This window comes from Hydrogenophaga crocea, from assembly GCF_011388215.1.
Lineage (GTDB): Bacteria > Pseudomonadota > Gammaproteobacteria > Burkholderiales > Burkholderiaceae_C > Hydrogenophaga > Hydrogenophaga crocea.
Map to the genome: position 1 here is coordinate 4311104 of NZ_CP049989.1, position 17704 is coordinate 4328807.

Annotated in this window: 17 protein-coding genes; 1 reads left to right on the forward strand and 16 read right to left on the reverse strand. The window is 72.2% G+C overall.

Going from position 1 to position 17704, the window contains the following annotated elements; all coding sequences use genetic code 11:
* Positions 1–9: 9 nt before the first annotated feature.
* The 14 genes from G9Q37_RS20530 to gspG all read right to left on the reverse strand — a co-directional run bounded on the left by G9Q37_RS20530 (position 10) and on the right by gspG (position 14226).
* Entirely contained in the window at positions 10–1782 is a 1773-nt protein-coding gene (locus tag G9Q37_RS20530; protein ID WP_166230284.1) for an ABC transporter ATP-binding protein/permease, read from the reverse strand.
* On the reverse strand, positions 1779–2696 hold the full coding sequence (locus G9Q37_RS20535; RefSeq protein WP_166230286.1) for a D-hexose-6-phosphate mutarotase: 918 nt from the start codon (positions 2694–2696) through the stop codon (positions 1779–1781). Before G9Q37_RS20535 ends, G9Q37_RS20530 begins: the two co-directional genes overlap by 4 nt.
* Before the next feature lie 11 nt (positions 2697–2707).
* On the reverse strand, positions 2708–3604 hold the full coding sequence (locus tag G9Q37_RS20540) for a 5'-nucleotidase (RefSeq protein ID WP_166230288.1): 897 nt from the start codon (positions 3602–3604) through the stop codon (positions 2708–2710).
* A gap of 4 nt (positions 3605–3608) precedes the next feature.
* Entirely contained in the window at positions 3609–4838 is a 1230-nt protein-coding gene (gene gspF, locus G9Q37_RS20545) for a type II secretion system inner membrane protein GspF (protein WP_166230290.1), read from the reverse strand.
* Between the two features lies 1 nt (position 4839).
* Positions 4840–6282 carry a type II secretion system ATPase GspE gene (gspE, locus tag G9Q37_RS20550; RefSeq protein WP_166230292.1) on the reverse strand — a complete coding sequence of 481 codons (1443 nt, stop codon included), beginning with the start codon at positions 6280–6282 and terminating at the stop codon, positions 4840–4842.
* A 10-nt stretch (positions 6283–6292) separates the two neighbouring features.
* Complete coding sequence (gspD, locus tag G9Q37_RS20555; RefSeq protein WP_166230294.1) at positions 6293–8536, reverse strand: type II secretion system secretin GspD; 2244 nt, start codon at positions 8534–8536, stop codon at positions 6293–6295.
* A 34-nt stretch (positions 8537–8570) separates the two neighbouring features.
* Entirely contained in the window at positions 8571–9362 is a 792-nt protein-coding gene (gene gspN, locus G9Q37_RS20560; protein WP_166230296.1) for a type II secretion system protein N, read from the reverse strand.
* A gap of 2 nt (positions 9363–9364) precedes the next feature.
* Entirely contained in the window at positions 9365–9895 is a 531-nt protein-coding gene (gene gspM / locus G9Q37_RS20565) for a type II secretion system protein GspM (RefSeq protein WP_166230298.1), read from the reverse strand.
* A gap of 3 nt (positions 9896–9898) precedes the next feature.
* Positions 9899–11182 (reverse strand): type II secretion system protein GspL, encoded by a 1284-nt coding sequence (gene gspL, locus G9Q37_RS20570; protein WP_166230300.1) that lies wholly within the window; start codon positions 11180–11182, stop codon positions 9899–9901.
* A 90-nt stretch (positions 11183–11272) separates the two neighbouring features.
* Positions 11273–12253, reverse strand: coding sequence for a type II secretion system minor pseudopilin GspK (gene gspK, locus G9Q37_RS20575; protein WP_166230301.1), 981 nt, complete (start codon positions 12251–12253; stop codon positions 11273–11275).
* Positions 12250–12993 (reverse strand): prepilin-type N-terminal cleavage/methylation domain-containing protein, encoded by a 744-nt coding sequence (locus G9Q37_RS20580; protein ID WP_166230304.1) that lies wholly within the window; start codon positions 12991–12993, stop codon positions 12250–12252. Before G9Q37_RS20580 ends, gspK begins: the two co-directional genes overlap by 4 nt.
* 2 nt (positions 12994–12995) lie before the next feature.
* Positions 12996–13352, reverse strand: a complete 357-nt coding sequence (gspI, locus tag G9Q37_RS20585) for a type II secretion system minor pseudopilin GspI (protein ID WP_166230305.1) — start codon at positions 13350–13352, stop codon at positions 12996–12998.
* Positions 13349–13810: a prepilin-type N-terminal cleavage/methylation domain-containing protein gene (locus tag G9Q37_RS20590; protein ID WP_166230307.1), complete on the reverse strand. Its 462-nt coding sequence runs from the start codon at positions 13808–13810 to the stop codon at positions 13349–13351. Before G9Q37_RS20590 ends, gspI begins: the two co-directional genes overlap by 4 nt.
* A 38-nt stretch (positions 13811–13848) precedes the next feature.
* Positions 13849–14226, reverse strand: coding sequence for a type II secretion system major pseudopilin GspG (gene gspG / locus G9Q37_RS20595; RefSeq protein WP_240936690.1), 378 nt, complete (start codon positions 14224–14226; stop codon positions 13849–13851).
* A 128-nt stretch (positions 14227–14354) separates the two neighbouring features.
* Between gspG and G9Q37_RS20600 the strand changes: the two genes are divergently transcribed.
* Entirely contained in the window at positions 14355–14864 is a 510-nt protein-coding gene (locus G9Q37_RS20600; protein WP_166230311.1) for a type II secretion system protein N, read from the forward strand.
* A 25-nt stretch (positions 14865–14889) separates the two neighbouring features.
* Here the strand turns inward: G9Q37_RS20600 and G9Q37_RS20605 are convergent, their stop codons facing one another.
* Positions 14890–16002, reverse strand: coding sequence for a nicotinate-nucleotide--dimethylbenzimidazole phosphoribosyltransferase (locus tag G9Q37_RS20605; protein ID WP_166230313.1), 1113 nt, complete (start codon positions 16000–16002; stop codon positions 14890–14892).
* A gap of 12 nt (positions 16003–16014) precedes the next feature.
* Positions 16015–17580 (reverse strand): threonine ammonia-lyase, biosynthetic, encoded by a 1566-nt coding sequence (ilvA, locus tag G9Q37_RS20610; protein WP_166230315.1) that lies wholly within the window; start codon positions 17578–17580, stop codon positions 16015–16017.
* Between the last annotated feature and the right edge of the window lie 124 nt (positions 17581–17704).

Sequence of the window (17704 nt, forward strand, 5' to 3'; positions counted from 1 at the left end):
CCGCCCGCGTCAGGGCACCACGACCCGGTATCTCGGCCCGCTCGGGTCACCGGGCACCCACTGCCATTGCTGCGCGTGCCAGGCCGCCACCCCGGGCCGGTGCGCGATGGACACCAGCGCGCCGTTCTGTGCTGCCACCAGCGCGCGCAGGCGCTCGTAGAGCGTGGCCTCGGCGGCTTCGTCGAGTGCGCTGGTGGCCTCGTCCACGAACAGCCAGCGCGGCCGCTTGAGCAGCGCGCGCGCGATCGCCAGGCGCTGTTGCTCGCCGCCCGAGAGCTTCTGGCCCCAGGCGTCGTGCTCGTCGAGGCGGTCGGCCAGCGCGGGCAGCAGGGCCTGCTCGAGCGCGCCGCGCAGCTGTTCGTCGCTGTAGCGTTCGGCCGGCTCGGGGTAGGCCAGGGCGTCGCGCAGCGGGCCGTTGGGGAAGTAGGGCCGCTGCGGCAGGAACATGGCGCGGGCCTCGAAGTCGTCGGGCAGGCGCAAGCGGCGCCGCGCCCAGGGCCAGATGCCCGCAAGGCCGCGCAGCAGCGTGGACTTGCCGCTGCCCGAGGGGCCCTTGAGCAGCAGCGTGTCGCCCGCGGCGATGCGCATGCCCTGCACCCCGAGCAGCGCCACGCCCCCGGGCAGCGCCAGGTCCATGGCGTCGATGGCGATCGCGTCGGCGCCGTGGCGGATGTTCGCCGTGGCGTCGTCATCGGCCTGCAGCGCGGCGAAGCTGTCTTCGAAGCTGGTGATGCGGTCGGTGGTGGCGCGCCAGGTGGCCAGGGTGCTGTAGTTGTCCACGAACCACGAGAGCGAGTCCTGCACGCGGCCGAAGGCCGAGGCGATCTGCATGAGTTCGCCGAGCTGGATGGCGCCGCTGAAGAAGCGCGGCGCGGCGACGATGAAGGGGAACACCACCGCGGCCTGGCCGAAGCCCGAGGTGAACCAGGTGAGGCGCTTTTGCGCGTTGAGCAGCCGGAGGTAGTTGGCCAGCACCTCGCCGAAGCGCAGGCCGAGCTGGCGGCGCTCGACGGCCTCGCCCCGGTCGAGCGCGATGGATTCACTGTATTCGCGCACCCGCACCAGGTGGTGGCGGAAGTCGGCCTCGTAGCGCTGCTGCTTGAAGTTGAGCGGGATCTGCGCCCGGCCCAGGTAGTGGGTGATGACGCTGCCCACGACGCAGTAGAGCACCGCCATCCAGACCATGAAGCCCGGGATGTCCCAGGCGCGGCCCTGGAAGCTGAAACCGAAGCTGCCCGAGAGCGACCACAGGATGCCGATGAAGCTCATCAGCGTGACCACGGCGTTGAGCAGGCCCATGGACAGGCTCACCGTGTAGCTGGTGAACAGGTTCATGTCTTCGGCGATGCGCTGGTCCGGGTTGTCGGGCGGCGCGTCGGTGCCGCGCGCGTAGCGCGCGAGCTCCATGCGGTAGAAGCGGTGGTCCTGCAGCCAGCGGTCGAGGTAGTGGCGCGTCATCCACGAGCGCCAGCGCATCTCGAGCAGCTGCGTGAGGTAGAAGCGGTAGACGGCGATGATGATGAAGGCGAAGGCCAGGTAGGTGAAGCGGCCGAGCTCGCGCCAGAACACCGCGGCGTCCTTGTTCTGCAGGGCGTCGTAGAACACGCGGTTCCAGTCGTTGAGCAGCACCAGCATGTACACCGCGCCGAGATTGAGCGCGACGATGGCCGCGAGCAGGCCGCGCGCTTTCCACTTCTCGTCGGAATGGAAATAGGGCCGGGACAGGCGCCAGGCCTTGCCCGCGAAGGCGCTGAAGGCCTGCAGTTTCTCGCGAACGCTCATGGGGGACTCCGGTGGCTGGGTTCGGTGGTGCGCGCGATGGCGAGCGCGAGCCGGTGTTCGGCGCCGGGTGCGAGCGTGACCACGTCGTCGCCCGCGTTGGCGGTTTCCACGCACACGAAACGGCTGTGTTCGCCCGGCCCGAGGTCGGCCATGCCGGCGGCGAGCTCGGCGCCCGGGTTCCACACCACGGCGCTGCGGCTGCCCTCGCTGTCGAGCGTGAGCCGGCCGCCGCCCGCGGCGCCTTCGAGCTGCAGCCGCGTGGGCGCGTTCGGGTAGATGCGGTCGAGCCGGCCCGCGAAGGTCAGCGGGCCGGGCGCGGGCGCGCCCTGCGGGTTCGCGCCCGGCACCTGGTCGATGAAGCCCAGGCCGTCGAGGCCGTGCACGCGCGCACCCTCGATGCGATCGAGCGCGAAGTAGCTGTGCAGCGCCTGGGTGAGCGTGAGGTGGGTGTCGCCGAGGTTGCGTGTGGTGAGCGCCAGCGCGAGCGTGTCGCCGACGCGGATTTCGAGCCGCAGGCGGAATCGGTGCGGCCAGAGCGCGCGCGTGGCCGCGTCGTCGGTGAGCTCGAGTTCGAGCAGGGTGCAGCCGTCGCCCTCGTCGAGCGCGTGGCGCAGCACCCAGGGCGACTGGCGCGCAAAGCCGTGCGCCGGCCGGCCCAGGCCCTGCGGGTCGGGGCCGAACCAGGGCCAGCACACCGGCACGCCGCCGCGCACGGGCCGGCCGGGCGCGAACACCGCGTTGGGGCTCAGGTACAGCCAGTCGGGTTCGCCGTGCGGCTGGAACGACAGCAGCTGCGCGCCCTGCAGCGCGACCACGGCCCGCGCGTGGCGGTTGTGGATGTGCAGCTCGGTGAGCCTGCCGCGGCCGGCCGCCACCCGGGTCGACGAGGGCAGCGGGGCGGGCGCGTGGGGCATGGCGGTCGGCGTCAGGTGTTGGAGATGCCCGAGGCCACGTGGCCCGCGGGCACATGGCGCGCCGCGGATTCGATGTGGCCGGTCTGGTCGTCGAAGAAGAAGTCGGGCTCGAACTCGCGCAGGAACTCGCCCTTGGGCAGGCCACCGAGGAACATGGCCTCGTCGACCTCGATGTTCCAGTTCATGAGCGTGCGGATCGCGCGTTCGTGCGCAGGCGCGCTGCGCGCCGTGACCAGCGCGGTGCGCACGCGCATCAGCGGCGTGCCTTCGCTCTGCAGGCGGTGCAGGGCTTCGAGCAGGGGCTTGAACGGCCCGCCTTCGAGCGGCGTGGCGGCCTTGCTCGCCTCGTGGGTCTGGAAGGCCGACAGGCCCTGCGCCTGGTAGACACGCTCGGCCTCGTCGGAGAACAGCACGGCGTCGCCGTCGAAGGCGATGCGCACCTCGGTCGGGTGGGCGTCGCTGGCGCGCACCGAGGTGGGGTAAACCTGGGCCGCGGGCACGCCGGCGTCGAGCGCGGCGCGCACGTCGGCCAGGTGGGCCGAGAGGAAGAGGTTGGCGCGCAGCGGGCGCAGGTAGCGCCAGGGCGGCTGGCCGCGCGTGAAGCTGCCGCGCTGGATCGGCAGGCCGTAGTGCTGGGCCGAGCGGAACACGCGCATGCCCGAGACCGGGTCGTTGCGCGAGAGGATCACCACCTCCACGCGCTGGGCCTGGGCGTCGTTGAAGGCGAGCAGCTTGTGCACCAGCGAGAAGGCCACGCCGGGCGCGGCGGGCTGGTCGAGGCGCTCAAGCTGCAGGCGCATGTAGGCCTTGTCGTCGCCGCCTTCGAAAACCCGGTTCTCCTCTTCGAAGTCGAACAGGGCGCGCGAAGAGATGGCGACGACGAGCTTGCCGTCGAGCGTGACTGCCATGGGATCAGGTGACCAGGGTGTTCAGTTGGATGATGGGCAGCAGCACCGCGAGCACGATCAGCATGACCACCAGGCCCATGCCCACGATGAGCAGCGGCTCGAGCACCGTGGCCAGCGACATGGCGCGGCGCTGCACCTCGGCGGCGAGCTGGTCGGCCGCGCGCTGCAGCATGGGCGGCAGCTGGCCGGTCTGCTCGCCCAGGCGCGCGAACATGCTCAGCAGCGGGGGAAAGCGCTTCTTGGCCGCGAGCGCCGAGGCCAGCGGCGCGCCCTCGCGCACGCGCACCAGGGCGTCGAGCGCGTCTTCGCGCAGCGCGCGGTTGTTGAGCGTTTCGGCCGCGGTCTGCAGCGCGCGCAGGATGGGCACGCCCGCGCCCGCGAGCATGGCCAGCGTGCCCGCGAAGCGCGCCGCGTTGAAGCCGCGCGCCAGCCGCCCGATCACGGGCAGTTGCAGCACCGCGGTGTCCATGCGCAGGCGCACGCTGTCGCGCTTGCGCGCGAACCACAGGCCGGTGAAGCCGGCCACCGCCAGCAGCAGCACCAGCCAGCCCCAGTGGCGCACGAAGCCACTCAGGCCCAGCATGACCACGGTGAGGAAGGGCAGGGCGCGCTTGCTGCCCTCGAACACCCCGGCCACCTGCGGCACCACGTAGCTCACAAGGAAGACCACGATGGCGATCGCCACCAGCGTGACGATGGCCGGGTAGAGCGCCGCGGCGAGCAGCTTGTTGCGCAGCGCCTCGCGCGCCTCGAGGTCGTCGGCCAGGCGTTCGAGCACGGTGCCGAGCTGGCCGCTCTGTTCACCCGCGGCGACCACGGCGCAGTAGCTGGCCGGGAATTCGCGCGGGAACTGCGACAGCGCACGCGCGAACGCCGAGCCCGCATTGACCTCGCCGCGCAGCGTGGCCACGAGGTTGCGCACCTTGTCGTTCTCGGCCTCGTCGGTGAGCGCGGTGAGCGCGCGTTCGAGCGGCATGCCCGCGGCCACCAGACCCGAGAGCTGGCGCGTCCAAACGCCCAGCGCGGTGGCGTTGAACACCCGGCCGCCCCAGAGCGTGATGTTGAGGCCTTTGCCGCCGCCGTCGTTGATGGCCGAGCTCGCGGGTTCGACCGCCAGCGGCACGAGCGAGCGCGCGCGCAGCTGGCTGCGCGCGGCGCGCGCGGTGTCGGCGTCGATCAGGCCCTTGTGCGTCTGGCCGTCGGCGTCGAGGGCTTCGAAGGTGTAGGCGGGCACTTTATTCCCGTGTCACAGACATCACCTCTTCGACCGAGGTGATGCCCGCCTCGATCAGCCGCTGGCCGTCTTCGCGCATGGTCTTCATGCCGGCCTTCTCGGCCTGCACGAAGAGCTTGCTCTCGGCCGCGCGGTTGTGCACCAGGGTGCGGATGGCGTCGTCGGCCACCATGAGTTCGTAGATGCCGGTGCGGCCCTTGTAGCCGCTGTGGTTGCATTGCGCGCAACCCACGGGGTGCCAGCGGCCGTGCGCGTCCTGCTTGCGGCAGTGCACGCAGAGCTTTCGCACCAGGCGCTGCGCGAGCACGCCCAGCAGCGAACTGCTGAGCAGGAAGGGCTCCACGCCCATGTCGGTGAGGCGGGTGACGGCGCTGGCCGCGTCGTTGGTGTGCAGCGTGGCCAGCACCAGGTGGCCGGTGAGCGAGGCCTGGATCGCGATCTGCGCGGTCTCGTGGTCGCGGATCTCGCCGATCATGATGACGTCCGGGTCCTGGCGCAGGATGGCGCGCAGGGCCTTGGCGAAGGTGAGCTCGATGCGCGGGTTGACCTGGGTCTGGCCGATGCCGGGCAGCTCGTATTCGATCGGGTCTTCGACCGTCATGATGTTCTGCGTGCCGGCGTCGAGCCGCTGCAGCGCGGCGTAGAGCGTGGTGGTCTTGCCCGAGCCCGTGGGGCCGGTGACGAGGATGATGCCGTGCGGCTGCGTGACCAGGCGCTCGAAGCGTGCGAGCACGTCGCCCTGCATGCCCACCGATTCGAGGTTGAGCTTGCTCTCGCTCTTGTCGAGCAGGCGCAGCACCGCGCGCTCGCCGTGCGCGCTGGGCAGGGTGGACACGCGCACGTCGACCGCGCGCGTGCCGATGCGCAGGCTGATGCGGCCGTCCTGCGGCAGGCGTTTCTCGGAGATGTCGAGCTCGGCCATGATCTTCAGGCGCGAGATCAGCGCCGCGTGCAGCGCGCGGTTGGGTTGCACCACCTCGCGCAGCGTGCCGTCGACGCGAAAGCGCACGCTGGAGTGGCGCTCGAAGGGCTCGATGTGGATGTCGCTCGCGCCGTCGCGCGCGGCCTGCGTGAGCAGGGCGTTGAGCATGCGGATGATGGGGGCGTCGTCGGCGGTCTCGAGCAGGTCCTCGATCGCGGGCAGCTCCTGCATCATGCGGCTCAGGTCGGCGTCGCCCTGCACTTCGCTGACCACCGCCGCGGCGCTCGACTCGCCCTGCGAGTAGGCGGCGCTGATGCGCTGGCGCAGGCCCTCGGCGTCTTCCCAGCGCATGTCGACCACCGGATGCTGGCGCAGGATCTCCGACAGCGCCGACAGGCGCCGCGTCTGCGACTCGGCGTCGCTGGCGGCGCTGCGGCTGCCGATCAGGGTGAGCGTGCCCGCGTCTTCCTCGAGCAGCCACTGGTGCTCGCGGGCGAAGGCGTAGGGCAGCGGGTACTTCACGGCGCGGGCCTCAGGGGCGCGGACTGGCCGGGGCCGGCGCGGGGGCTGCGGGCGCCGGGGTGGGCGTGGGCTGCACCGGAACGGGCACCGGCGTGGACGTGACGCCACCGGGCGCGCCTTCGGTGGTGCCGAGCTGTGGCCGCGGCGCGTTCTGGCGCTGGTAGGGCATGGGCTGCTCGCCCAGCACCGGGCTCTGGTTGATCTGCAGCACGCTGCTCGGCGCGGGCTGGATGTCGCGCTGCACCGCGCGCATCTGCTCGTAGCGGTCGAGCGCGAGGTTGGCGGTGTCGCGCTCGTCGCGCAGCACCACGGGGCGCAGGAACACCATGAGGTTGGTCTTGCGGCGGCTGCGGCTTTCGTTGCGGAACAGGCCGCCCAGCACGGGCACGTCGCCCAGGCCGGGCACCTTCTGCTGGTTGTTGGCGAACTCGTCCTGCAGCAGGCCGCCGAGCACCACGATGGCGCCGTCGTTCACGAGCACGTTGGTCTCGATGCTGCGCTTGTTGGTGATCAGGCCGGTGCTCGAGCCCACCGACGAGGGCAGGATGCTGCTGACCTCCTGGTAGATGGTCATCTTGATGGTGCCGTTCTCGCTGATCTGCGGCTTCACGCGCAGCGTCAGGCCCACGTCCTTGCGCTCGATGGTCTGGAACGGGTTGACCGAGCCGTTGTTGCCGCCGCCGGTGTTGGTGAACTGGCCGGTCACGAAGGGCACGTTCTGGCCGATGACGATCTTGGCCTCTTCGTTGTCGAGCGTGAGCAGGTTCGGGGTGGACAGCACGTTGCCGGCGCCGTTCTCCTGCAGGAAGCGCGCGAGGAAGCCCAGCACGTAGACGCCGCCGGTGCGGCGCGCCAGGCCGATGTTGAGGCCGGCCGCGGGCGTCGTCTCGCCCTGCGCGAGGTTGATGATGTTGCGGCCGCCCTCACCGAAGTTGGTGCCGAGCAGGCCGATCACGCGGTCGCCCGAATTGCCCGAGGCGCCCTGCCACTGGATGCCGAACTCGGCGGCCTTGTCGTCGTTGATCTCGGCGATCAGGCTTTCCACGTAGACCTGGGCGCGGCGCGAGTCGAGCTGGTCGATCACCGCGCGCAGCTGGCGGTAGACCGGCTCGGCCGCGGTGATGATGAGCGAGTTGGTCGCCGGGTCGGCCTGGATCTGGCCGCCGGTGGAGGGCTGGGCGCTGGGCGTGACCGGCGTGGTCGAGGCCGTCATGCCCGAGGCATTGGCCGTGAGGTTGATGGTGGACGGCGCGGCGCGGACGGCCGAGGCGGAGCCGATGGCGCCGGCTGCACCGCCGCCGCCACCGCCCGATTCGGCCGCGGCCAGCGCGGCGCGCAGCGTGGTGGCCATGGAGACCGCGTCGGCGTTCTTCAGGTAGACCACGTGGATGTTGCCGCTGAGCGCGGTGGCCGAGGGCTGGTCGAGCCGCACCACGAGCGATTTCACGAGCGCCAGCCGCGCCGGATTGGCCGCACGCAGCACCAGGCTGTTGCTGCGTGCGTCGGCCATGATGGTGGTGCGGTAGCTCGCGTCGGCCGCGCCCGCAGCGCCGCCGGCGCCCGCGGTCGCGGGGTCGATCAGGCGCTGGATCATGGGCACCAGGTCGGCCGCCACCGCGTGCTGCAGCGGCACGATCTCGATGTCGCTCGCGCCCGGCACGTCGAGCGCCGAGATGATGCGCGCCACGCGCTGCAGGTTCTCGGCGTAGTCGGTGATGACCAGCGAGTTGTTGCCCGGGTTGACGTTGATGGTGTTGTTGGGCGGGATCAGCGGGCGCAGCACCGGCACCAGGTTGTTCGCGTTCTCGTGGTTGAGCCGGAAGATCTGCGTGACGACCTGGTTCGACGAGGGCAGGGCCGAGGGCGCGCCCGCGTTGACCACGTTGCCCTGCAGCTTGGCGTCGGCCTCGGGCACGATCTTGTAGAGGCCGCCGGTGTCGACCAGCGCGAAGCCCTGCAGGCGCAGCGCGGCCGCGAACTGGTTGAGCGCCGCGTTGGGCGGCACCGGGCGGTCGGTGGACAGGTTGATGGTGCCGCGCACGCGCGGGTCGACCACCACGCTGCGGCCGGTGATGGTGGCCATGGTGCGGGCCACGGCCTCGATCTCGGCGCCCACGAAATTGAGCGTGACGGGTTCGCTGTTGCGGGCGGCGGGCTGGGCCTGGGCCGAGGGCGTGCCCAGCAGACTCAGCGCCATGGCGCAGGCCAGCGCGAGGGCGCTGCTGCGGCTGGCGAGGGGGGTGAGGGCGGACATGGCGCAATCCTATAGGGAGGTGGTCAGGCAGCGGTCACCCGATGGTGATCACCGAGCGCGGGCCGTCGCGGCGGCCCACGATGTTGAGCAGGTTGGTCAGCGCGAGCTCGCTGCCCGGCGCGGCCTGGGCGTCGCCCGCGAAGCGCAGCCGCCCGCCGACCCATTCGCCCTGACCCTGCAGCAGCAGGGCGCCGCTGAGGGTCTGGAGTTCGAGCCGCGCGGTGTGGCCGTCGGCGTCGGCGCGCAGCTGGGCGCGGTAGCTGCCCAGGGGGCGGATGCTGGACAGGCGCGAGGCCAGGTCGAGCGCGTCGATGTCGAGTCCGCCGTACAGCTGCGCGCGGCCGCTCACCAGGCTCAGACCCAGGCCCTGGCTTTGCAGTGCGATCGTGCCTTCGAGGCGCAGCGTGTTCCAGGGCGTGCCCAGGCCCGCGAGCAGGCCCGCGGGCAGGCGGCCCTGGAAGGGGGCGATGTCGAGCCGGGTTTCGCCGATGCCGGGCCGCAGGTGCAGCTGCACCGGTTGCGGCGTGCAGCACGGCGCGCGCAGGCCGAGCGCGAGCGCGGGCCCGCCATGCCAGGCCGGGCGCAGCCGCCAGGCCAGGCCTTCGGGCAGCGCGCTGGTGCTGCGGCTGCCTTCGCCGCCGGTGAAGAGCAGGTCGGCGCGGCCGGTCCAGACCGTGCCGCTGGCGTTGACCAGCTGCACCTGGCCGCCGCTGGCGCGGGTGACGGCGTCGGCCAGCCAGCGCGCGGGCGCGAACAGCAGCAGCGCGAGCAGCGCGCCGAGCACGGCGGCCGCGAGGGCCAGGCGTTGGATGGCGGTGGGGTTCATGGTCAGTTGGCCGTGGCCAGCGGCGGGCCGGCCAGCACCAGGGTGCCGGTCCAGCCACCCGAGGCGGCGTCGCGGCTCAGTTGCGACTCGACCGGCAGCAGGCGGGCGTTGCTGCGCACCTGCTGCAGCCACTGCGCGAGCGCCACGGGGCTGGCCTGGCGCAGCGCAACGGTGGCGCGGTCGCCGACCACGCTCACCTGGGCGCTGCCGCCCAGCGTGGCGCTGGCGGCTTCGAGCTGGCGCAGTGCTTCGTCGCGGCTGGGCGCGGCGGCCGCCGACTGCGCGCGCAAGGCTTCGGCCTGTTGCGCAAACTGCTGCATGCGCGCGAGTTGGGCGTCGGCGGCGGCCTGGCGCGCGGGCGCCTGGCGCAGGGTCTGCCAGGCCGGCGCGATCGCCACCCACCACAGCAGGCCCAGGCCGAGCACGGCGGCGGCGATCAGCACCAGCCGGCGCTCGCGCGCCGACAGGCCGGCCAGCCAGGCCGAAACGGCGGCCAGGCCGCGGGTCTTGGAGGGGGTGTCGCTGGCGGCCATGGTTCAGGGTTGGGGCGTTTGCAGCGACAGTTCGCCGCCGTCGTAGCGCGCGCGCCAGCCGGCGGTCTGCAGCGCCTGCTGCAGCGCGCGCACCTGGTCGTCGCCGGCGCGCCAGCCCGACAGGCGCAGGCCGTTGGCGTCGTAGGACAGCCGCGTGGGCGTGACGGCCTCGGGGCCGGCCGCGCGGTCGATCGCGCCGAGCAGGGTTTCGAGGTCGCCCGCGGCCAGGTGGCCGCTGGCCTGCTGCAGCCGCGCGACCTCGCGCTGCATCTGCACCGGCGGGTCGATCACCAGGCCGACGTTGGGGAAGGTGCGCGTGAGCGTGTCGCGCGCGGCGGCCTGCTTGGCCTGCAGGCTGCGGCCTTCCTGCCAGGCCACGAGGTTCAGGCCCACGAGCTGCGCCAGCAGCAGCGCCGCCAGGCCCCAGCGCGCCGGGCGCCAGGCGGGTGAGGCGCGGAACTCGCGCCAGGCGCGGCGCAGGCGCTGGCTGCGGCGGGCGTTGGAGGACAGGCTGAGGTCGAACTGCGCGAGGTTCCAGTCGGTCTGGCCCGCGCGCAGCAGCCATTGGTCGGGCGGCACCGGGTCGACATGGCGCTGCAGCACGCGCGTGGCGAGCTCGACCACCAGCGGGTCGGCGAGCCAGACATCGAGGCTGCGCGCGTCGTCCTGGCCTTCGTCGGCGCCGGGAATGAGCGCCGACAGCGGCGGCACGCCCGCGCCTTCGAGCAGCGGCACGCTGCTCACGCCCAGCGGGCTGGCGCTCGCGAGCCAGGCCTGCTGGCCGTCGATGTGGGCCCAGTGCACGAGGCTGGGGGCGTCCATGGCGAAGCTGCGCGTGCTGCCGGGCGCCGAGGGTGCGGCGGCCGCGACCATGGGCCACATGAGCGGCGCGATGCGCGCCACCGGCCGGCCCGAGCTTTCGAGGGCGCGCACCCAGGCGCGCAGGCGGTCGCGGTGGGTGCTCGCGACCCAGACCGGCTGGCCCGGCCGGCCGTCGGGCTCGAGGGCGTGGTGCAGTTCGCCCACGTCGCACAACACGCGGTCTTCGAGCAGGCCGTCGAGCGCGGCACGCAGGCGCGGGCCGCTCACGCGCGGCAGGTTGATGCGGTTCCAGGTGAGCGTGCGCGGCGGCAGCGCGAGCACTAGCTCGTCGTCGCGCGGCAGCAGGTCGATCGCGCACTCGCCGTGTTCATCGGGCTGCTGGCCGTCGGCGCTGCGCACCCACTGCAGCAGCGTGGAGGCCGCGCCGGGACTGGCGAGGGGGTCGACGGGCGTGACGATCAGCACAGCGGGGATTTCAGGAAGTGGGACCGGCCATTCTAGGGAGGGATCACGACAAAAAGACCGGAAAGGCCCGGGCGGCGTTGCATCCCGGCTTCAACGGCGTGTGAAGCGCTCGCGCCAGACGATGCGCACGTCGAGGTTGCGCCGCACCACGAGCGAGCGCTCTTCGATGATGGTGTCGTCCAGCCGCAGCCGGCCGCGCACCTCGAAATGCTCGCTGCGCACGCCGTGGTACTGGTCGGACAGCGGCGGCACCTCGCTCGCCCCGAGCACGCGCGCGGCCTCGGCCAGGCTGCGGAAGGGGGTGCGCTCGCGCACGGCGATGAGCCGGCGCGCGCGCGCCAGGTCGAGCCCGGGCGACGAAGCGGCGATGGCCTCGGCGCTCGCGGTGTTGAGGTTGAGCGTGGTGCGCTGCGGCAGCACGGTGAGGTGGGGTTCGAGCCGCGCCAGGCTCTCGCGTGAAATGCCCAGCCACGCGAGTTGCGAGAACTTGGTGGGCAGCAGCGCGGTGCGCGAAGGCTGGGGGTCGGTGAGCGACAGCCGCGTGCTCGCGAGCAGTTCGTTGGCCGCCGCCTGCAGTTCGCCCAGGGGCAGGCCCAGGCCCTCGTAGAGCCGTTGCAGGGCCTGCAGGTCGGGCTCGGACAGCTCCACCTTGAGCGCGCTGCCGCTGCCCTCGCGCCGGATCACGTTGTTGAAGTTCAGGCGCGACTGCAGGTCGATCATCTCGCCCGACAGGAAGGCCTGCAGCACGCTGTCGGCGTTGTTGTCGCGGTCGGCCGCGAGGAAGCTGGAGAGGCGGGCTTCTTCGAGCGGCAGCGCCCAGGGTTCGCCCAGGTGGTCGGGGTTGCCGCTGGTCTGGTTGCCGCGCGCGTCCTCGCGCAGGATCAGGCGGGCCCAGTCGAGCGCGCCCGCGAGGATCCAGGCCGCCTGGCCGCGCTGGCGCTCGGCGCGTTCGATCTCGATCGCGCGCCACTGCTGCCAGGCGGCGCTGGCCGCCAGCGCCGCCACCAGGGTGACGGTGAGCATGGCGAGCAGCAGGGCCGCGCCGCGCTGGGTCCGCGCACCGGCGCTCATGGCGCGGCCTCCAGCGTGGGCCGCACCCAATCGCGCAGCAGCGTGCCCTGCAGCGGCAGCTCGGGCGCGAGCGTGAGCTGCAGCCGCACGCCGTTGGGCAGGTTGGCGTTGGGCGCGTAGCCGTCGCCGCTGGCGGGCACGGTGTCGGCGGCCGACTGCGGGTTGGTCCAGGCCTCGCCGCGGTGGTAGTAGAGCTGCCAGGCGCTGGCGCGCACCAGGCCGATCGCGCTGTCGGCCGTGGGCGAGGCCAGGGTGTCGCCGCTGGCGCCGGGGTTGACCCGCCCGGCCGACCACTCGCTCGCGCGCTGCCAGGCGCGCGCGAGCTCGTCGCGCTGGCGCAGCGGGCCCGATTGCCAGCGCGACCAGCGCAGGCCTTCGGCACCGGGCAGCAGGGCCCAGGCCACCACGCGGATGCCGCGGCTGTCGAGGCCGGTTTCCATCGGGTCGCGGCGCGTGAGCCGCAGCACCTGGCCGTTGAAGTCGATCGGGTTGACCTCGCGCGTGTCGATCAGCGCGTCGAGGTCGGCGTTCCACTGGCCGAGTGCCGATTGCAGGCGCAGCAACTCGTTGGCGCGCGACTGCGTGATCGCCTGCGTGCGCCCCATGCCGTCGATGGCGCGCCAGCTCAGGATGGCGATGGTCGACAGGATGACCAGCGCCACCAGCAGTTCGACCAGGGTGAAGCCGCGTGCGCGCCGGGGCGGCAACGGCGACACGCAGCGCGAAGTGTGGGGGCTCATGGTCAATACCGGCCCTGCACCGTGGACAGTGTGAGCAGGCGCGTCGCGCCCTGCACCACGGTGGCGTCGACCCGGCGGAAGTTGGGGTTGGGCGTGGGTGACACCGACAGCCGCACCAGCATCGTGCGGTTGGCCTGTTCGCACACCACCTCACTGTCGCCCGTGCCGGGCAGCTGGCGCTGCAGCCGCAGCGCGGTGAGCGCGTTCTCGGCGCAGAGCTGGGCCAGCCACTGTTCGGTCTGGCGTTCGGCGTTGCGGGTTAGCGCGCCGCTGGCCTGCAGCCCGGCGGTGAGGGTGAGCGCCACGACCCCGAGCGCCACCAGCACCTCGATCAGCGTGAAGCCGCGGCAGGGCTTCATGGTTCGTTCACCACGGCGAAGGGGCCGAGGCCGTCGGTGGCGATGACGAGCCGGCGCTCACCCAGCACGATGGCCACGCGCTGCGCGGGAATCAGCGGCTCGGGGCCGAGCACCAGGCCGGTGGCGCCGGGCGGTGCCACCACCTGCGCGGCCGTGCCTTCGTTGAGCCAGCGTTGCGGGCCGTCGGTGACGCCGGCGGGGCGCACGCCTTCCTGCGGGCGGGGCAGGCCGATGAACTCGAAGCCGTCGGGGCGGATGCGCCAGACCACGGGCAGGCCGCTGGTGCGCGACTGCGCGCGCGCCGATTCGACCAGCGCCGACAGGCGCATGGCCTCGCGTTCGAGGCGGGTGCCGCTGTCGTCGCGCAGCGCGAGCGTGACGCTGGCCGTGGCCAGGGCCACGATGGCCACCACCACCATGATCTCCAGCAGCGTGAAGCCTCGGTGGGCGGGGCGCATGGGCTTGGGCTCAGCAGGCCGTCAGCCGGCCGACGGGTTCATTGCCAGCTGCCGATGTCGGCATTGGCGCCCTCGCCGCCGGCCTGGCCGTCGGCGCCGAGCGAGAGCACGTCGACCTCGCCGTGCACGCCGGGATTGAGGTATTGGTAGGGCCGGCCCCAGGGATCGTTGGGCAGCTTGTCGAGGTAGCGGCGCCAGTTGGGCGGCAGCGGTGCGGCGGTGGGCTTGGCCACCAGCGCGGCCAGGCCCTGCTCGTTGCTCGGGTAGCGCTGGTTGTCGAGGCGGTACAGCTTGAGCGCCTGCATGAGGTTGTTGACGTCGGTTCGTGCGGCGGTCATGCGCGCGTCGTCGGTGCGGTCGAGCACGTTGGGCACGATGAGCGCGGCCAGCACACCGATGATGACCAGCACCACCATCAGCTCGATGAGCGTGAAACCGCGCTGCAGGGCTTGCCGGGCGGGGGAAAGGAATCGAATCAAGCGCGTCTCCGGTGCCGCGTGGGCAGAGGCCCACATAGAGGGTCGGTCGATGATAATGCGCCGTCATGGCAACAGATCGAAGCTTCGGCCACTCGGTGTTTCTCGGCGAAAGCGCGGCCAGCGGCGCCGCGCCGCGCCGCTGGCCGGCGCTGGCGGCTGGTCTGTTGTGGCTCGCTGCCGGCCTCAGCCTAGGCTATTGGGCGCTGCAGGTGCTGGGTCGCTCGCCGCTCACACCCGTTTCCACCACCGCCCAGCTGCCCGAAGCGCCCGAGCCCGCGGCCCTCGCGCGGGTGCTGGGCGCCACGCCCCAGGTGGCCGCGGTCACCGCACCGGTGGCGCCGCCGCCGCTGTCCTCGCGCTACCAGCTGGTGGGCGTGGTGGCCGACGGCGGCGACGGTGGTGCCGCGCTGATCGCGATCGACGGCCAGCCGCCCAAGCCTTACCGCGTGGGTGCCACGCTCGAAGGCGATGTGGTCTTGCGCACGGTGCAGCGGCGCTCGGTGCGGCTGGCGCCGCCCGGCAATGCCCAACCGTTCGAACTGAGCCTGCCCGAAGCACCGGGCGGCCGCTCCTGAGGCAGCCGGCGCGCGGCCGGGCCGTTCAAGCGGTGGCGTCGAGCATGCCCTGCGCGGCGAGCAGCAGGGGCCAGGCGAGCAGCGCGCCCGTGCCCTGGTTGGTGTTGAGTTCGAGGTCGAGCAGTGGGTGCGCCCGCAGGTGGATCAGCATCAGCCGGTGCGGCGCCGCGGCCGAGCGCTGCGCGTACACCAGGTAATCACCGACGTTGGGGTGCAGTCCCCGCGCGACCAGCGCCGCGGCGCCGGCCACGAAGCCGTCGACCAGCACGATGCGGCGCTCGCTCGCGGCCTGCAGCATGGCGCCGGCCAGCATGGCGATCTCGAAGCCGCCGAAGGCCGCGAGCGCGTGGATCGGCGACATGGCGAGCGCGTGCCGCTGCGACGCGGCCTGCAGCTTGTCCACGCGCTGCCAGTGCAGGGTGTCGTCGAGCGAGGTGGCACCCGGGTCTTCGCGCGGGAAGGCATCGACCACCGGCACACCGCACAGGCGCGACAGCAGCAGCGACGCGCTGGCGATGCCGCCGACGCCGATGTCGCCGAGCGCGATCACCGTGCCGGGCAGGTGGCGCACCACGTCCATGCCGGCGTGCAGGGCCGAGACCGCCTGCACCAGCGACATGGCCGGGCCCAGCAGGCAATTGCGCGTGCCGTAGCCGATCTTGCGCGGTTGCAGCACCGCCGCGGGCCGGGTGCGGGCGACGGGCGGAATGGGCGCGGCCAGGCCGGCGTCGACCACCGTGACGTCGAAGCCGTGCTGGCGCGCCAGCACGTTGGCCGGGGCCGCGCCCGACAGCAGCTGCGCCACGTGCTGTTGCGAGGTGGACTGCGGCCAGTCGCTGATGCCCTCGTCGGCCAGTCCGTGGTCGGCTGCGAACACCACGAGTTGCGGCGCATCGAAGACCAGCAGGTCAAAGGGCAGCGGGCTGCCGTTCTGGATGCGCGCCAGCTGCAGCGCGAGCGACTGCACGCGCCCCAGGGCGAACAGGTCGTGCCCGGGCGTCTGCATGCGCAGGGCCAGCGTGTGGTCGAGCGTGGCGTCCGCCGTGGCGGCGATCGTGGGCACGCGCAGCCCCTCCACCGGGGCGTGGGGCCGGGCGGCATTGAGCGGGGTCAGCGCGGGGTCGCGGGCCGAGGGCATGGGGCGGTTCGTTCAGTTGCGCAGGAAGAGCCGGTAGGCGGGGTTGCCGGTTTCTTCCACACAGGGGTAGCCCAGCGTGTCGAGGAACTTCGCGAAGGCCTTGTCGTCCTTGGCCGGCACCTGCAAACCCACCAGGATGCGGCCGTAGTCGGCGCCCTGGTTGCGGTAGTGGAACAGGCTGATGTTCCAGGAGGGGCGCATCAGGCTCAGGAACTTCAGCAGGGCGCCGGGGCGTTCGGGGAACACGAAGCGCAGCAGGCGCTCGTCGTGCGCCAGCGGCGACGGGCCGCCCACGAGGTGGCGCACGTGTTCCTTGGCCAGTTCGTTGTGGGTGAGGTCCAGCGTCTCGAAGCCGTGGCGGATGAGTTGTTGCGCCAGCTTCCCCGACTCGCCCTTGGCCGTGGTGCTCAGGCCCACGAACACGTGCGCCTGGGCCCCGTCGTGCATGCGGTAGTTGAACTCGGTCACGCTGCGCGGGCTGCCGGGCAGCTCGCCGATCAGCTCGCAGAAGCGGCGGAAGCTGCCGCGCTCCTCGGGCATGGTGACGGCGAACAGGGCCTCGCGTTCTTCGCCCACCTCGGCGCGCTCGGCGACGAAGCGCAGGCGGTCGAAGTTCATGTTGGCGCCGCACAGGATGGCCGCGTAGGTCTGGCCCTTGGTCTTGTGGCGGGCCACGTACTGCTTCACCGCGGCGACGGCCATCGCGCCCGAAGGCTCGACGATGCTGCGCGTGTCCACGAAGATGTCCTTGATCGCGGCGCAGACAGCGTCGGTGTCGACCGCGATGTAGTCGTCGACCAGGTCTTGCGCGATGCGGAAGGTTTCTTCGCCCACCAGCTTCACGGCGGTGCCGTCGGCGAACAGGCCCACGTCGGGCAGCGTCACGCGCTGGTGCTCGGCGACCGAACGCATCATGGCGTCGGAGTCGGTCATCTGCACGCCGATCACCTTCACCTCGGGGCGCACCGCCTTGATGTAGTTGGCCACGCCCGAGATCAGGCCGCCGCCGCCGATGGCCACGAACACCGCGTCGAGCCGGTCGGAGCCCAGGCGCTGCAACTGGCGCAGGATCTCCATCGCGATCGTGCCCTGGCCCGCGATCACGTCGGGGTCGTCGAAGGGGTGCACGAAGGTCAGGCCCTGCTTCTTCTGCAGCACCACCGCGTGGCCGTGGGCGTCGGAGTAGCTGTCGCCGTGCAGCACCACCTCGCCGCCGAAGCCGCGCACCGCGTCGATCTTCACCTGGGGCGTCGTGACCGGCATGACGATCACGGCGCGGATGCCCAGCTTCTTGGCGCTCAGGGCCACGCCCTGGGCGTGGTTGCCCGCCGACGCGCAGATCACGCCCTTGGCGAGCTGCTCGGGCGGCAGGTGCGCGATCTTGTTGTAGGCCCCGCGCAGTTTGAAGCTGAACACCGGCTGCTGGTCCTCGCGCTTGAGCAGCACGGTGTTGTGCAAACGGCGCGAAAGCGCCCGCGCGGGCTCGAGGTCGGACTCCACCGCCACGTCGTACACCCGGGCGGTCAGGATTTTCTTGAGGTAGTCGGCCGGGGTGAGGGCCGTCTGGGGCGATGTCATCGGCCGATCATATCGATGGGCAAAAAAAACCCGGACCGACGTTCGTGGTCCGGGTTTGAATCCACCCGTGGAGGGTAGAGGAGACAACCTTCAATACAATGCCGCGAGTATACCGTTGGCATGC

Bases quoted from the DNA above. Each gene is read 5' to 3' on its own strand.
- G9Q37_RS20530 (WP_166230284.1), bottom strand. From the start codon at position 1,782: ATGAGCGTTCGCGAGAAACTGCAGGCCTTCAGCGCCTTCGCGGGCAAG.
- G9Q37_RS20535 (WP_166230286.1), bottom strand. From the start codon at position 2,696: ATGCCCCACGCGCCCGCCCCGCTGCCCTCGTCGACCCGGGTGGCGGCC.
- G9Q37_RS20540 (WP_166230288.1), bottom strand. From the start codon at position 3,604: ATGGCAGTCACGCTCGACGGCAAGCTCGTCGTCGCCATCTCTTCGCGC.
- gspD (WP_166230294.1), bottom strand. From the start codon at position 8,536: ATGTCCGCCCTCACCCCCCTCGCCAGCCGCAGCAGCGCCCTCGCGCTG.
- gspN (WP_166230296.1), bottom strand. From the start codon at position 9,362: ATGAACCCCACCGCCATCCAACGCCTGGCCCTCGCGGCCGCCGTGCTC.
- gspM (WP_166230298.1), bottom strand. From the start codon at position 9,895: ATGGCCGCCAGCGACACCCCCTCCAAGACCCGCGGCCTGGCCGCCGTT.
- gspK (WP_166230301.1), bottom strand. From the start codon at position 12,253: ATGAGCGCCGGTGCGCGGACCCAGCGCGGCGCGGCCCTGCTGCTCGCC.
- G9Q37_RS20580 (WP_166230304.1), bottom strand. From the start codon at position 12,993: ATGAGCCCCCACACTTCGCGCTGCGTGTCGCCGTTGCCGCCCCGGCGC.
- gspI (WP_166230305.1), bottom strand. From the start codon at position 13,352: ATGAAGCCCTGCCGCGGCTTCACGCTGATCGAGGTGCTGGTGGCGCTC.
- G9Q37_RS20590 (WP_166230307.1), bottom strand. From the start codon at position 13,810: ATGCGCCCCGCCCACCGAGGCTTCACGCTGCTGGAGATCATGGTGGTG.
- gspG (WP_240936690.1), bottom strand. From the start codon at position 14,226: ATGGTGGTGCTGGTCATCATCGGTGTGCTGGCCGCGCTCATCGTGCCC.
- G9Q37_RS20600 (WP_166230311.1), top strand. From the start codon at position 14,355: ATGGCAACAGATCGAAGCTTCGGCCACTCGGTGTTTCTCGGCGAAAGC.
- G9Q37_RS20605 (WP_166230313.1), bottom strand. From the start codon at position 16,002: ATGCCCTCGGCCCGCGACCCCGCGCTGACCCCGCTCAATGCCGCCCGG.
- ilvA (WP_166230315.1), bottom strand. From the start codon at position 17,580: ATGACATCGCCCCAGACGGCCCTCACCCCGGCCGACTACCTCAAGAAA.